The organism is Litchfieldella xinjiangensis, assembly GCF_000759345.1.
In the GTDB taxonomy this organism is placed as follows: Bacteria; Pseudomonadota; Gammaproteobacteria; order Pseudomonadales; family Halomonadaceae; genus Litchfieldella_A; species Litchfieldella_A xinjiangensis.
In genome coordinates this window covers 1-13,243 of record NZ_JPZL01000004.1, presented here as the reverse complement: position 1 = coordinate 13,243, position 13,243 = coordinate 1, and the positions used below count along the sequence as shown (strand labels likewise).

At 58.7% G+C, this 13,243-nt stretch carries 13 protein-coding genes; all 13 read left to right on the top strand.

Annotated elements, in window-relative coordinates:
- Window positions 1–31: 31 nt before the first annotated feature.
- The gene (gene fliD, locus JH15_RS14895; RefSeq protein WP_043531816.1) at window positions 32–1,378 is read left to right on the top strand and encodes a flagellar filament capping protein FliD; all 1,347 of its coding nucleotides are present in this window, start codon (window positions 32–34) and stop codon (window positions 1,376–1,378) included.
- Between the two features lie 55 nt (window positions 1,379–1,433).
- A complete protein-coding gene (gene fliS / locus JH15_RS14890) occupies window positions 1,434–1,853 on the top strand; it encodes a flagellar export chaperone FliS (RefSeq protein WP_043531810.1) in 420 nt (139 codons plus the stop codon).
- A 17-nt stretch (window positions 1,854–1,870) separates the two neighbouring features.
- Window positions 1,871–2,248: a flagellar protein FliT gene (locus JH15_RS14885; RefSeq protein WP_043531808.1), complete on the top strand. Its 378-nt coding sequence runs from the start codon at window positions 1,871–1,873 to the stop codon at window positions 2,246–2,248.
- On the top strand, window positions 2,245–3,516 hold the full coding sequence (gene fliK / locus JH15_RS14880; RefSeq protein WP_052384152.1) for a flagellar hook-length control protein FliK: 1,272 nt from the start codon (window positions 2,245–2,247) through the stop codon (window positions 3,514–3,516). The genes JH15_RS14885 and fliK overlap by 4 nt, the downstream gene beginning before the upstream one ends.
- Entirely contained in the window at window positions 3,506–3,793 is a 288-nt protein-coding gene (locus tag JH15_RS14875; protein ID WP_043532499.1) for an EscU/YscU/HrcU family type III secretion system export apparatus switch protein, read from the top strand. Before fliK ends, JH15_RS14875 begins: the two co-directional genes overlap by 11 nt.
- Window positions 3,794–4,109: 316 nt before the next feature.
- The gene (gene flhD / locus JH15_RS14870; RefSeq protein WP_043531806.1) at window positions 4,110–4,433 is read left to right on the top strand and encodes a flagellar transcriptional regulator FlhD; all 324 of its coding nucleotides are present in this window, start codon (window positions 4,110–4,112) and stop codon (window positions 4,431–4,433) included.
- A 12-nt stretch (window positions 4,434–4,445) separates the two neighbouring features.
- The gene (gene flhC, locus JH15_RS14865) at window positions 4,446–5,027 is read left to right on the top strand and encodes a flagellar transcriptional regulator FlhC (RefSeq protein WP_043532497.1); all 582 of its coding nucleotides are present in this window, start codon (window positions 4,446–4,448) and stop codon (window positions 5,025–5,027) included.
- 188 nt (window positions 5,028–5,215) lie between these two features.
- Entirely contained in the window at window positions 5,216–6,091 is an 876-nt protein-coding gene (gene motA, locus JH15_RS14860; protein ID WP_043532495.1) for a flagellar motor stator protein MotA, read from the top strand.
- Complete coding sequence (motB, locus tag JH15_RS14855) at window positions 6,088–7,035, top strand: flagellar motor protein MotB (RefSeq protein ID WP_043531804.1); 948 nt, start codon at window positions 6,088–6,090, stop codon at window positions 7,033–7,035. Before motA ends, motB begins: the two co-directional genes overlap by 4 nt.
- Window positions 7,036–7,093: 58 nt before the next feature.
- Window positions 7,094–9,184, top strand: a complete 2,091-nt coding sequence (cheA, locus tag JH15_RS14850) for a chemotaxis protein CheA (protein ID WP_043531802.1) — start codon at window positions 7,094–7,096, stop codon at window positions 9,182–9,184.
- Window positions 9,181–9,672 (top strand): chemotaxis protein CheW, encoded by a 492-nt coding sequence (gene cheW, locus JH15_RS14845; RefSeq protein ID WP_043531800.1) that lies wholly within the window; start codon window positions 9,181–9,183, stop codon window positions 9,670–9,672. The genes cheA and cheW overlap by 4 nt, the downstream gene beginning before the upstream one ends.
- A 210-nt stretch (window positions 9,673–9,882) precedes the next feature.
- On the top strand, window positions 9,883–11,586 hold the full coding sequence (locus JH15_RS18485; RefSeq protein ID WP_043531798.1) for a methyl-accepting chemotaxis protein: 1,704 nt from the start codon (window positions 9,883–9,885) through the stop codon (window positions 11,584–11,586).
- A gap of 66 nt (window positions 11,587–11,652) precedes the next feature.
- On the top strand, window positions 11,653–13,243 hold a 1,591-nt coding region (locus tag JH15_RS14835), incomplete at its 3' end, for a methyl-accepting chemotaxis protein (protein WP_043531796.1).

The window sequence follows — 13,243 nt, the reverse complement described above, 5'->3', positions numbered from 1 at the left end:
GTAAAAAGGACACCATTCAGGAAGGAGCGTCATGGCTACTATTTCAGCACTGGGTGTGGGATCGGGACTGGACCTAAATGGACTTCTGACTCAGCTGAGAAGTGCCGAGCGTCAGAAGCTGACCCCGATCGTCCAGCAACAGCAGAGCTACAAGGCGAAGATCTCCGCCTTCGGTAAGCTCGAATCCGCCCTGACCAAGTTTCAGACGTCAGTGAACACGCTCAACGATGCGAAAAGCTTCAAGGGCGTGACCAGTCAAGTGACGGGCTCTAGCATTACTGCCGCATCGAACACCGATGCGCCTGTTGGTCGTTATGAAGTCAATGTCACTAGCTTGGCGAAAGCCTCCAGCGTGGCAACAAACGGCGTTGACGACAAGACGAGGAAGCTGGGTGCGGGCTCCGTGGATATCGTCGTCGGTAGCAAAACAATCAATGTTGAAGTCACGGAAGAGAAAAGTTCCCTTGAGGGCATTCGCGACGCAATCAATGCCAAGAACGCTGGAATCAGCGCATCCATCATCAATGACGGCACCGAAGGCGCTGCCTATCGCCTAGTATTGGCCTCGACGGAGACAGGCACGCAGGCGAGTATTTCTTCTGTTACTTTTAACGGCCTTCTTGGCCTAGAAGAAGACACAGACACAAAGCTTTCAGCGGTAGATGCCGAGCTAGAAGTCAATGGTATTAAGATTACGAGCCAGACCAATCGGATTAGCGAAGCGATCCAGGGCGTCACCCTGGATCTGAATGAAATGGGTGCTTCGACGCTGACGATCAGTCGTGACGATGCAGCCATCAAGGAGTCCGTCAAGGGCTTCGTCGAAAGCTACAATGCGCTGAACAAGACGATCAAGGACCTGACGAAATATAACGCTGCGACCGATACGGCAGGGGGGCTGATCGGGAACAGTACCGTAAGGAGCATTGCCTCGCAGCTGCGCTCGGATCTCACCAGTGGCGTGGAAGAGGGAACCTTCGGTTACCTCCGGGATATCGGCATCACTCTCAAGGTGGATGGCACTCTGCAGCTCGATGAAGCCAAGCTTGACGAGGTGGTGGCCAACGGTACCCAGGATCTGAGCCTTTTCTTTGGTGGCACGACCAAGGACGGTGGGCTTGCTGGAAAGTTGGGCAAGTCGCTGGACCTCATGCTGAAAAGCGACGGCTCGCTGGACTCAGCGACCAGTGGCCTGGAGTCATCGATCAAGAGTCTCGATCAGCGCTATGCGAATGTAGAAAAAAGCATTGAATCCACCATTGAGCGCTATAGAAAGCAATTCGCACAACTCGACGGCATGCTCTCATCCATGAACCAGATGAGCGGTTACCTGATGCAGCAGTTCGACATGATGAACGCTCAGCTAGGCAAGGGCTAAGCAGACCGTTTGACTATCGGGTAATGAAACAGGTTCGCTGTGAGGAAGCATGACGATGAATACCATACGCGGTGCCGGCGCCTACGCCAGGGGAGCAGGGGCCTACGCTAAAGTGGGCGTCGAAAGCGGTGTTCTTTCGGCCAGTCCCCATCAATTGATTGTGCTCTTGTTCGATGGCGCTCTGAGCTCCATACGTGCTGCTCGGCTGCATATGGCCGAAGGCAACGTGCAAGAAAAGGGAAAATCGATCTCCAAGGCGATCGATATCGTCAACAATGGTTTGTTGGCCGCGCTGGATGCCGAGCGCGGCGGTGAGATCGCAGAGCGCTTGGGATCGCTGTACGATTACATTTCGCGCCTGCTGTTGTCGGCCAATTTGCATAATGATGACAAGAGCCTGCAGGAAGCGGCTCAATTACTCGAGGATATCGGCTCGGCATGGCGCCAGATCGGTCCTCAACCCGGTGGTATCTAATCCAGGTGGTATCTAATATGGGAACGCTGCGGCCGATGACCCAGGAACAACTGATCGTCGCTTATGAAACACTCCTGCAGCGCTCCTGTCGCATGCTGGACTGGGCACGGCAAGAAGATTGGAATGCCCTCGTCAATGAGGAATCCCAGTATGTGATCGAGGTTGAACGTCTATCACAAGTGGATGGCACGCTGCTGCTCGATGCTTCACAGCAAGAGCGGCGAGCCCAGCTGTTGGAGCGGGTGCTGGAAAATGACCTGGAGATTCGTCAACGCCTCATGGCGCGGCGCGATGCCTTGAGTGAGCTGATTGGCTCATCGCAGCGCAAGCGTGATCTCAACCGGGCCTATCGGCCACCAGCAGGTGCAAGTCCTCTACCTGAAGGCCACTCGTGAGTGGCATCACGCCAATCCTCGATACACTGCTACATCAGGTGCTGGGCAAGCGCGTCGATGTACCTTCAGCGCGGCCCTTGACTGAACCGGTCCAGCCGACCGATCCCAACGAGGCCTTGCGTTCGCTGCAAAGCGACTCACGTCTCGATGCACGCCAGCCCCCTCTGGCTCCCTTGACGGGAGCCGCAGCAAGGGGGCTACCTTCGCCAGCGGCACAACCGACGCCGCAGGGCGGCCCGCCCCCGTCAACGACCACGCATTTCAGCCCCACGGCAACCACCATTGCCGATCTGCTGGTCAAGTTTCCGGCACCCCCTTCAGCGATCAGGCCGGCCACACCGCTGATACCCACGAGCGAATCGATACCCGCTGCGCCGAAAGTGGCTGAGCGGCTGCAAGCGTCGATACGCGAGAGTGGTTCGTTCTACGAATCGCACCTCGGCAAGTGGTTTCGTGGTGAGTTGTCGCGTCAGGCGCTCGAGCGGGAGCCGCAAATGCTGCGCACCCAGACGCTGCGGACCATGACGACCGAATCGCTAGTGCAGGGGGGAGGACTGCGCACCTTGCAAGTTTCCATGCCTGCGGCCCCTTTCATGCCTAAATTGGCAGGTTACCTGTCAATGAATGAGCCTCGCGCAGTGTCACCGCGAGAGGCAACCGCCTCGGCCCCTGTAGCTTCGCAATCGGCGGCATCGGCCGGAGCCTCACAAGGAGCAGCGAGCGCCCAGCAGGCAGTTCCGTCCACCGCTCCTCTCGTCCCCCCAGGGGCTGCGTCGAGCAAGGGGAGCGACAACGAGTTGTCCGGTCATGCACGCCAGGCCACGGCAACGTTGCCTGCCGATCCCGTCAGCGAGTCGTTGCAAGGGATCGTTCGTCATCAACTGGAATTGTTGGTGTCGCCAGTGCTGCGGTGGGAAGGTGATGTATGGTCAGGCCTGTTCATGGCATTGGCGATACAGGTGCCCCAGTTGGTACACGCCCGGCAGGGGGAGGGGCAATCCCAGGGCCAAGGTGGAGACGAGAACGAAGATCCCGCTTGGAACTCGCAGCTCACGTTGACCACTGAGCGACTGGGTACGGTGGGGGTACATCTGCGGCTCAAGAGCAAGCGCGTGACGATGACACTCACGGCACACACACCAGAAGTCGCGGCGCAGCTCGAGGACGGCCTCGGGCTACTCAAGCAGCGGCTCGAGCGGTGTGGTATCGAGGAGGCGGCGTTGCGGGTCAATCTCGACAATAGTGATGGGCCACAATATGAAGCATGACAGGCCGGGACGCCGGCAACAGGCGGTTGCATTGGCCTATCACGGTGAAGACCGTGCGCCCCGTGTGCTGGCCAAGGGCTATGGTGAGCTGGCCGAACGGATCATCGCCGAGGCCGGGCGCCAGGGCATCTTCGTTCATGATGCGCCTGAGCTGGTTGCGTTGCTGATGCAACTCAATCTCGACGAGCATATCCCCGCCGAACTCTATCAGGTCATCGCCGAATTGCTCGTTTGGGTGAACGATATTGCGCCAGTAGCGGCTCGAAAGCCCGCTTAACTGTTTCAAACGCGTGTGTTTTTGTAAATATTTGTTTGCAGCCCGTCGAATTAAAGCGACAAATGACTACCCCGAGGCTCCGTGAGGTCACCTAAATGATTGTTTTGAGCCAATATAATTACAAGCCTGATTATCGATAGTTTGAGCCTTCTACTAACCACGTACGTGATAGGTGTTGCTTCCTTTCATAAAAAAGTCTCACAATGTGTGACATAAAGTGGCCAAGACAGAGAGCCACTGACCTGAAGGGTCAAACAAGAACTGGGCGGTCGTGAGACTGCCTTCGATTAACGCGATTACCGCAGGGTTAAAACTAATGACTATAGATAGCGTTCTGGAAGAGATCCAGGATATCAACTTGTCCTACCTACTTCTTGTGCAACGTCTATTGAATGAAGATCGCGCGACCGCCATGTTCCGGCTCAAGATTAGCGAGTCGATGGCCGATCTCATTGCCTCCCTTTCCGCGAAGCAGCTCAACAAGTTGTCGCGCACCAACCAGTTGCTCTGCAGGCTCTGCTATGACGACCCCGAGCAGGTCCGCAAGTTAACCCATAATCAGCGCGAGCAGGGGCTCTCCCAGACGCACGCTTCGCTGTTGATGGCGTCTTCTACCGGTTTCGGCGCACGTTTCGCTTAGGGGGTCATGACCATGGCAGACAAGAGTCTCGTCAGCGAAATGCTGCAGGTACAGATGGCGATCGAATTGATCGAACTCGGCGCACGTCTTCAGGTACTCGAAACTGAAACTGACTTGAGTCGGGCTCGCTTGATCAAGCTGTATAAAGAAGTCCGGGGCATGTCTCCGCCCAAGGGAATGCTTCCGTTCTCCACGGATTGGTTCATTACCTGGTTGCCCAATATTCATTCCTCGCTTTTTTACAATATTTATCTTCGTCTGATCGAGAGCGCGGGCTGTGAGCGAATGGAAGCCTTCGTCAAGGCATTCCGCTTGTATCTGGAGCAGATGCAACTCGATGATGCTGAGCCGGTATTGGGCCTGACACGTGCCTGGACACTGGTTCGCTTCTTCGAGAGCGATATGCTTCAGCTTTCGGAGTGTACCAGCTGCACTGGCCATTTCGTGGCCCATGCACACTCGCCAAGCCATCATTTCGTGTGTGGTATCTGCCAGCCGCCTTCACGTGCCGGCAAGACACGCAAGCGTCGTGAGGCCGATGCCCTGGCTGAGCCGTTGACGTTCATGCCAGTCAAGGTTGCTGCCCTCGGCTAATCGCTTGCAGTCATGCCTGACGAGCCCCTTTTCCGTGCTGTCGGGAGGGGCTTTTTCTTGTCCGTTATTCGGAAAAGAAGCCGCAATAAGTGGTTTGAGTACCTCAAGTTGCCGACTCGTTTGCCGATAGATTTTACAGGCGGCGAACTCCTGGCCGCACTGTGTCTTGTAACAAGGGAAACATGGCTGTGCTGATACCCATTGGATTCATCATCGTGATCCTGTCCGTGTTTGGCGGCTATGCGCTGGCAGGCGGACATCTTGGGCCGCTATACCAGCCCACCGAGATTCTCATGATCTGTGGTGCCGCGATCGGCGCCTTCATCGCTGCCAATAATGGCAAGGCGATGATGGCGGTATTCCGTAGCACTTCGAAGCTCAAGCGTACCGTCAAGTATAACAAGGCGATGTACATGGAACTCATGGCGCTCCAGTACAAGTTGCTCTCGAAGGCACGCCGTGACGGCATGCTGGCTATCGAGCGGGATATCGACAATCCCAAGGATAGTGCGTTATTCGCAGAGTACCCCAGGATCCAGGCCGATCCCATGATCATGAACTTCCTGACCGATTATCTGCGCTTGATGATCAGCGGGAACATGGACCCCCATCAGATCGACGAGTTGATGGAACACGAGATCGAGGCGTTCGAGCATGAAGCTCACATTCCCGCCGACGCCTTGGCCAAGGTGGGGGATGGATTGCCGGCCTTCGGTATCGTGGCCGCGGTCATGGGGGTCATCAAGGCGCTGAGCAATGCTGATGCGGGCGCCGAGCAGATGGGCATCATGATTGCCCATGCACTGGTGGGAACGTTTCTGGGCATTCTGCTGGCCTACGGTTTCGTCAATCCGCTTTCGAGCCGGGTCGACCGCCAGGTCAACGAGGCCGTCAAGATGCTGCAGTGCATTCGTGTGACGCTGCTGGCGAGCCTCAATGGCTATGCACCCCAATTGGCCGTGGAATTCGGGCGTAAGGCGCTGCATACCGCTGAGCGTCCCTCCTTCTCCGAGCTCGAAGAGCATGTGCGTTCGGCCAAGGGTAATGGAGCGGCTGGGGCATGAGTCAGGATCGCGCGCCCATCATCATCAAGCGCAAGAAAGTCGTGCATGGCCACCATGGTGGCAGCTGGAAGATTGCATTGGCTGACTTCATGACGGCTTTGATGGCGCTGTTCCTGGTGATGTGGATCCTGGCGACGGCCACCGAGACAGAGCTCAAGGGGATCGCCGAATACTTCAGTACGCCGCTGATGTCGGCGATCACCAGTGGCGAAAGGACGTCGACGAGTAGCAACGTGATTCCGGGGGGCGGCCCCGATCCGGTGCATACCGAAGGAGAGCGGCTGCGTGTCGATCTGCGTACGCAGACGCGGCCCAGCGACGAGCGGCGTTCATTCGAGCAGTTGCAGAAGCGCATGGAAAGCCTGATACAGGGCGATCCGCAGCTGCGCGCCATGAGTGCACAGATTCGCTTCGACATGACACCGGAGGGTCTGCGCATCCAGTTGGTGGATACCGACCAGCGGCCCATGTTCGAAATCGGCAGTGCGCAAATGGAGTCGTACATGCGTGATCTCCTGCGTGCCATTGCTCCGTTGCTCAACGAGATGCCCAACGAACTGAGCATCAGCGGGCATACCGACAATCTGGCCTATATCGGGGGAGAGCGTGGCTACAGCAACTGGGAGCTTTCCACCGACCGTGCCAATGCGTCGCGCCGGGAATTGATCTTCGGTGGCCTGGACGCCAACAAGCTGTTGCGGGTATCAGGATTGGGGGAACGGGTTCCGTTGGCGGATACCGCTCCCGATGCAGCGATCAACCGCCGTATCGCCGTCGTCGTTCTCGACGAACGGGCGGCACGTCAGATTCGCTCGCAGGGGCTGCCGGGTGGGGAGCAGGCAGCGGTGCCATCACCCGCGGGGGTTGGTTTGTCGGTCGATGCCGGACCGTCGCCCATCGAACAGTTTTCCAAGGGGTTGAGGGAAGCCGTCACAGACGACTGACCAGAGATAACGCGTACCGGTACGCCGGTCGCTCACCATCATACGTGCGGGAACGAGCATGGATATCAGCGATTTTTACGATACGTTTTTCGAAGAGGCCGAAGAGCTTCTCGGGGACATGGAGCAACATCTGCTCGAGCTGGATATCGACGATCCGGATGCCGAGCAGCTGAACGCCATTTTCCGGGCGGCTCATTCGATCAAGGGTGGCGCCGGTACGTTCGGCTTCGACATTCTTCAACACACCACCCATCTGCTCGAGAATCTGCTCGATTTTGCTCGCCGCGGTGAGATGGCGCTGCGTCGCGATATCGTCGACACCTTTCTGGAAACCAAGGACATGTTGCACGATCAGCTTGATGCCTACCGTAACGGTCAGGAGCCTGATGCTGACGCCTATGATCGAATCTGCAAGACCTTGCAGGCATTGGCGCTCCAGGAAATGGGCCAGAGTGTCGACGGCGGGGCTGCGCCGGAGCCTGCCCCCCAACCCAAGCCTGTGGAAGCGGCGCCCGAGTCGCCAGTGGCATCCGGCTGCCTGAATGTCGTCCTTCTGGACGTCAGCGAGAAAGACCGTGCCACCTTGGTCGAGGAGCTCGGCAATTTCGGCAAGGTCGTCAGTGAGCAAGGGGATGCCAAGCGCTACGTCATCACTCTCGAGACCACCTCGAGCCCCGACGACATCGAAGTCGTGCTGTGTTTCATCGTCGAGCCTGAACAGATCGAGATCGAGGCTTCAGCCCCGTCGGTAGACGCCGGCAAGGGTGTCGTGGAGGTCTCCAGCACCGCGGAACCCTCGGCCCAGGTGGTCGAAACGGCTCCAAAAGCGGCAGCTCCGGTGACACAAGCCCCTGCCAAGCCGCCTACTTCCAAGCCGAAGGCTGCCGCAGGGCCAGCCAAATCCGGGGCGGAATCGACCTCGATTCGTGTGCCAGTGGATAAGGTCGACCAGATCATCAACCTGGTCGGCGAGCTGATCATTACCCAGTCGATGCTCGACCAGACCGTCAGCGAGATGGACGGTGTCGCGCATGGTTCATTGGTCAATGGCATGGGGTTGCTTCAGCGCAACGCGCGGGATCTGCAAGAAGCGGTCATGTCGATCCGCATGGTGCCGATGGACTATGTCTTCAGCCGCTTCCCGCGGTTGGTGCGCGATCTTGCGGCCAAGCTCAACAAGGATGTGGAACTGGTTACCGAAGGCAAGTCCACGGAGCTCGACAAGAGCCTGACCGAGCGCATCATCGACCCATTGACCCACCTCGTGCGGAACAGTCTCGATCATGGTATCGAGACGCCGGAAAAACGCGTAGCGGCCGGCAAGCCAAGCACCGGCAAGCTGACGCTCTCCGCCCAGCATCAAGGCGGCAATATACTGATCGAAGTCATCGATGACGGGGCCGGCCTTAATCGCGATAAGCTGCTGGCCAAGGCGCGCTCCAATGGGCTGAATGTCTCGGACAACATGAGTGACGACGAAGTCTGGCAATTGATCTTCGCGCCGGGCTTCTCCACCGCTGAACAAGTCAGTGATGTGTCCGGGCGGGGCGTCGGCATGGACGTGGTCAAGCGAAACATCCAGGCCATGGGTGGGCACGTCGAAATCGTGTCGCGTCCCGGCGAAGGCACGACGACACGTATCGTTCTGCCGCTGACGCTGGCCATTCTCGATGGCATGTCGATCAAGGTTGGCAAGGAGATATTCATCCTGCCGCTGGGTGCCGTACTCGAGTCGCTGCAGCCGACCGGGGACGATCTGTATGCCATGGCCGGTGACGACCTGTTGATCAAGGTGCGTGACGAGTATCTGCCGGTGATCGCGGTGCAGGAAGTCCTTGATGTGGCGAATGCCAATACCGAGCCGACCGAATGTATTGCCGTCATCGTCCAAGGCGAGGGGCGTCGCTACGCCCTGCTGGTCGACGACCTGGTCGGACAGCAGCAAGTGGTGGTCAAGAACCTCGAAACGAACTATCGCAAGGTGCCGGGCGTTTCCGCCGCCACGATTCTCGGTGATGGCAGTGTCGCGTTGATCCTCGATATCGCCGACATGCATCGCCTGAGCCGAACCAAGAAGGAAGCAGGGCGGCTGCGCCTGCCTGCTTCGATGCACAAGCCAATGCCTTTGAAGGAGGTAGAGCCGTCATGAACATGAATGCCGCCAGCGTCGCCACTGTAGACGCCCATAGTCGTGAATTCCTGGTCTTCTCGCTGGGTGAAGAGGAATACGCGATCGATATCCTCAAGGTGCAGGAGATTCGTGGTTACGAGAACGTGACGCGAATCGCCAACGCGCCGGATTTCATCAAGGGGGTGACCAACCTGCGCGGCGTGATCGTGCCGATCGTCGATCTGCGCATCAAGTTCCACCTCAGCAAGGTGGAATACGGCGGTCAGACCGTGGTCATCGTGGTCAATGTGGGTGAGCGCGTCGTAGGCATCGTGGTCGATGGGGTCTCCGATGTCATGACCCTGACTCCGGAGCAGATCAAGCCGGCACCGGAATTCGGCGTCACCTTGTCCTCCGATTACTTGAGTGGCCTCGGTAGCCTCGATGATCGCATGTTGGTCCTGGTGGATATCGAAAAATTGCTGAACAGTGAGGAAATGGCACTCGTCGATCATATCACCGAGTGATCGATGGCCTCGAGGCGAGGGAGCAGTTTGCTCCCTCGCCTTTTTTGTGTCCGGGCTCAAGGAAACGCTGTCCTGGCCGATACAGGGTGTGAAGACCGCTCTGTTCGCGGGCAGGCCAATCAGGGCATTGGCGACGCGGTATCGTCCATGCCGGACTGAGTCGCGACGCTTGGGAAGATGTCGTGACACGCACGATTACGAGGGATAAGCGTGAAGTTACTGGACAACATGACGGTCAGGGTCAGCTGGGCCCTGGTTCTAGCGGTGTTTGCCTTGCTGATAGCGGTACTGAGCGGGCTTGGGCTCTATGCCGTGAAGTACAGTGAAGAGGCGTTGGCCACCTACAATGACGTCAACGTCGAACAGCAGGGCATGTTGAATCGGGCCAATGCCCAGATGCTGGATGCCCGGGTCGCCATGGGTGAAGCATACGAAAATCTGGCGGGGAGCGGGGCCTCATCGTCCGAGATCGGGATGGACGAGATTGCGTCGCGCCTCGATGCGGCCGAAGCCACCTTCGAGTCGTTTCTGGCCCTGCCGCGTCAGCCTGGGCAGGATGCTCTGATCGAACCCCTTGAAGCCTCGTTCAGGGCGTTGATGCAGGAGGGGCTCCGGCCTCAGTTCGTTGCGCTGGACGATTGGGATACCCGCCTTGCCGCCCGGCTTTCCACTCGCTCGACGACATTGAACGAAGTCTTCTACCAACATGCCGTGAGTTTTTCAGACGCCGCTGAAAGCTCGGGCCGGACCCTGTACAACGATTTCTTCAGTGTCTCCCGCCTGGTTGAATTCGCCATTGCTGCGGTGCTGTTCGTGGCCGTTGCCACTATTGCCGTTGTGCTTTGGGGTGTCACCGTCAATGTCATTCGTCCCTTGTCCCGGGTCGTCGGGCATTTCGAGCGCATGGCGGAAGGCGACCTGTCAGAGCGCATCGATTCACGGGGCAACAACGAGATCGGCAAGCTCTATGCCTCCCTGGCACATATGCAGCATAGCCTCTCACGCACCGTGGCGACGGTACGTGATAGCAGCCAATCCATTTACCAGGGCGCGCAGGAAATCTCGAACGGCAATAACGATCTTTCTTCGCGCACTGAGCAGCAGGCCGCCTCGCTGGAGGAGACCGCCTCCAGCATGGAAGAGCTGACCTCGACCGTTGGCCAGAATGCCGATAACGCACGCCAGGCAAGCCAACTGGCCGCGAGTGCGTCACAGACGGCCAGCCGTGGCGGCGCGGTCGTGGGTGATGTCGTGACCACGATGCGCGATATCAGCGAGAGCTCGCATAAGGTGACCGAGATCATCAAGGTGATCGACTCGATCGCCTTCCAGACCAATATCCTCGCGCTGAATGCCTCTGTCGAGGCGGCCCGCGCCGGTGAGCAGGGGCGCGGCTTTGCCGTTGTCGCGGGAGAGGTTCGTAATCTTGCCGGCCGCAGCGCCGATGCTTCCAAGGAGATCCGCACGCTGATCGAGGCCTCGGTCTCCAAGGTGGAGGCAGGCACGGCACTGGTCGATCAGGCAGGTGACACCATGGAAGAGATCGTTGCCTCGGTGCAGAAAGTGACCGACATCATGGACGAGATCGCGTCTGCCTCGCAGGAGCAGAGCAACGGCATCGGGCAGGTCAACCAGGCCATCACCCAGATGGATCACGTCACGCAACAAAACGCCACGCTCGTTCAGCAGGCAGCTTCGGCTGCGAGTGAACTGGAGCTGGAAGCCACACGGCTGCGTGAAGCGGTAGCGCTGTTCCGCCTTTCCCAGTCCGAGCCCCAGGCTCAGGAAGACAAGACACTCGCGCGCTGGCTGCCCGATCTCAAGACAGCCACGGCCGTGAGTGAGCCCAAGCCCAAGTCAGCCTCGCTGCCTGCAGCATCACGGGCGAATGATGACGACTGGGAAGCGTTTTAAACCATAACTAATAACTCTAGGCGAACGACGCCCAACGTCGTTCGCCACTGCTGGGGATAACAATAGATGCGCAACAATCAGCCAGTGACACAGCGGGAATACTCCCTTGCCGATCACGATTTCCTCATCACACGCACGGACCTGAAGGGCCGGATCACGTATGCCAACCCTGCCTTCGTCAAGGTCAGCGGATACGAGCATGAGGAGCTGATTGGTGCGTCCCACAACTTGGTGCGTCATCCCGACATGCCCGAGGTCGCCTTTCAGAACCTCTGGGAAACCCTGAAGGCCGGCGAGACTTGGACAGGCCTGGTCAAGAATCGCCGCAAGGATGGCGATCACTATTGGGTCAACGCCACGGTGACCCCGATCATCGAGGGCGGTGAGGTACTTGGCTATGCCTCGGTCCGTATCAAGGCGGAGCGCGAAGCCATTGAAGAAGCTGACAAGGCATACCGTGCGCTCAGCGAGGGCAAGGCCAGGCATCTGCAGTTGAATCGAGGCCGGCTACAGCGGCGTGGATTGGTGGGGCTGATGGGCCGCGTCAATATGCGAACGCAGCGGGCACGACTCGTCAGCATGATCGCGGTGTCTGCCGTCCTGCTGATGGCGAGTGGTGGCTTGGGGCTGTATGGCCTCCAGGAGTCCGGCGAGCGTCTTCAAACCCTGAGTCGGGACGGGCTCGAGGACGTCGCCCGGCTGCTGCAGATTGACCAGGGTGTTACCCAGAGCCATCAACGCTTGTCCACCGGCAGCCACATGGACCTCATGGAGGGTAGGGAAGAGGAAGGCGCCCGTTTGTCGGCCGTGGTGTCCAACCTGGACACCATCTGGCAGGGCTTCGCACAACGGGAGGTCAACCGCACCGTTTCGGCAAGCACATTAGGTGATGCGTTGGCCCAGTTTCGGCAGGAGCATGCCCAGCCAATGGCCACGGCGCTGACCGGGGAAGAGCCCTTTGAGGCCTACCAGGCATTGAAGGTCAACCTTGCGCCCATGCAGGCCGCCGGGGCTGGCATCACTGCCGCCGTCAATGCCCTGGTCACGGAAAAACTCGAGCATGCCCAGGCGTTGGCCACCCAGGCCCGGGATCGTCGTCAGCAGATTATGGTCGCGCAAGGGGCCCTGCTGTTGGGCGGTCTGATGCTCTTGATCCTGATGGGTACACTCACGCTGCGCGCCCTGATGAAGCCGCTTCGCGAGTCGATGCACTTCACGCTGCAGATCGCAGCGGGGAACCTGGCGGCCTCGATGCCGTCGCATCGCAACGACGAAGCCGGGCAATTGATGCGTGCCCTGGACGTGATGCGCAAGAGCCTGGGCAGTATCGTGGGGAACGTGAATAGCGGTGTCGCTGTCGTCACGCCCGCGGCCCGGGACATCTCCCAGGGCAACGAGGACCTCTCCTCGCGTACCGAGCAGCAGGCCGCCTCATTGCAGGAAACGGCCTCGAGCATGGAAGAGATGACGGCCACCGTGCGGCAGAACGCTGACAACGCCCGTCAGGCGAGCGGCCTGGCCGTGGATAATGCCAGCCGGGTGCAGGCGACCGGTGAGCTGATGAACGATGTGGTGTCGACCATGGGCCGTATCACCGAGAGCTCACGCAAGATGACCGACATCATCAACGTCATCGATTCGATCGCCTTCCAGACCA

Excerpts from the sequence above, each read along its gene's own strand:
- fliS (WP_043531810.1), top strand. The coding sequence starts at position 1,434 with ATGAATACCATACGCGGTGCCGGCGCCTACGCCAGGGGAGCAGGGGCC.
- JH15_RS14875 (WP_043532499.1), top strand. The coding sequence starts at position 3,506 with ATGAAGCATGACAGGCCGGGACGCCGGCAACAGGCGGTTGCATTGGCC.
- cheW (WP_043531800.1), top strand. The coding sequence starts at position 9,181 with ATGAACATGAATGCCGCCAGCGTCGCCACTGTAGACGCCCATAGTCGT.
- flhC (WP_043532497.1), top strand. The coding sequence starts at position 4,446 with ATGGCAGACAAGAGTCTCGTCAGCGAAATGCTGCAGGTACAGATGGCG.
- motB (WP_043531804.1), top strand. The coding sequence starts at position 6,088 with ATGAGTCAGGATCGCGCGCCCATCATCATCAAGCGCAAGAAAGTCGTG.
- JH15_RS14885 (WP_043531808.1), top strand. The coding sequence starts at position 1,871 with ATGGGAACGCTGCGGCCGATGACCCAGGAACAACTGATCGTCGCTTAT.
- flhD (WP_043531806.1), top strand. The coding sequence starts at position 4,110 with ATGACTATAGATAGCGTTCTGGAAGAGATCCAGGATATCAACTTGTCC.
- cheA (WP_043531802.1), top strand. The coding sequence starts at position 7,094 with ATGGATATCAGCGATTTTTACGATACGTTTTTCGAAGAGGCCGAAGAG.
- fliD (WP_043531816.1), top strand. The coding sequence starts at position 32 with ATGGCTACTATTTCAGCACTGGGTGTGGGATCGGGACTGGACCTAAAT.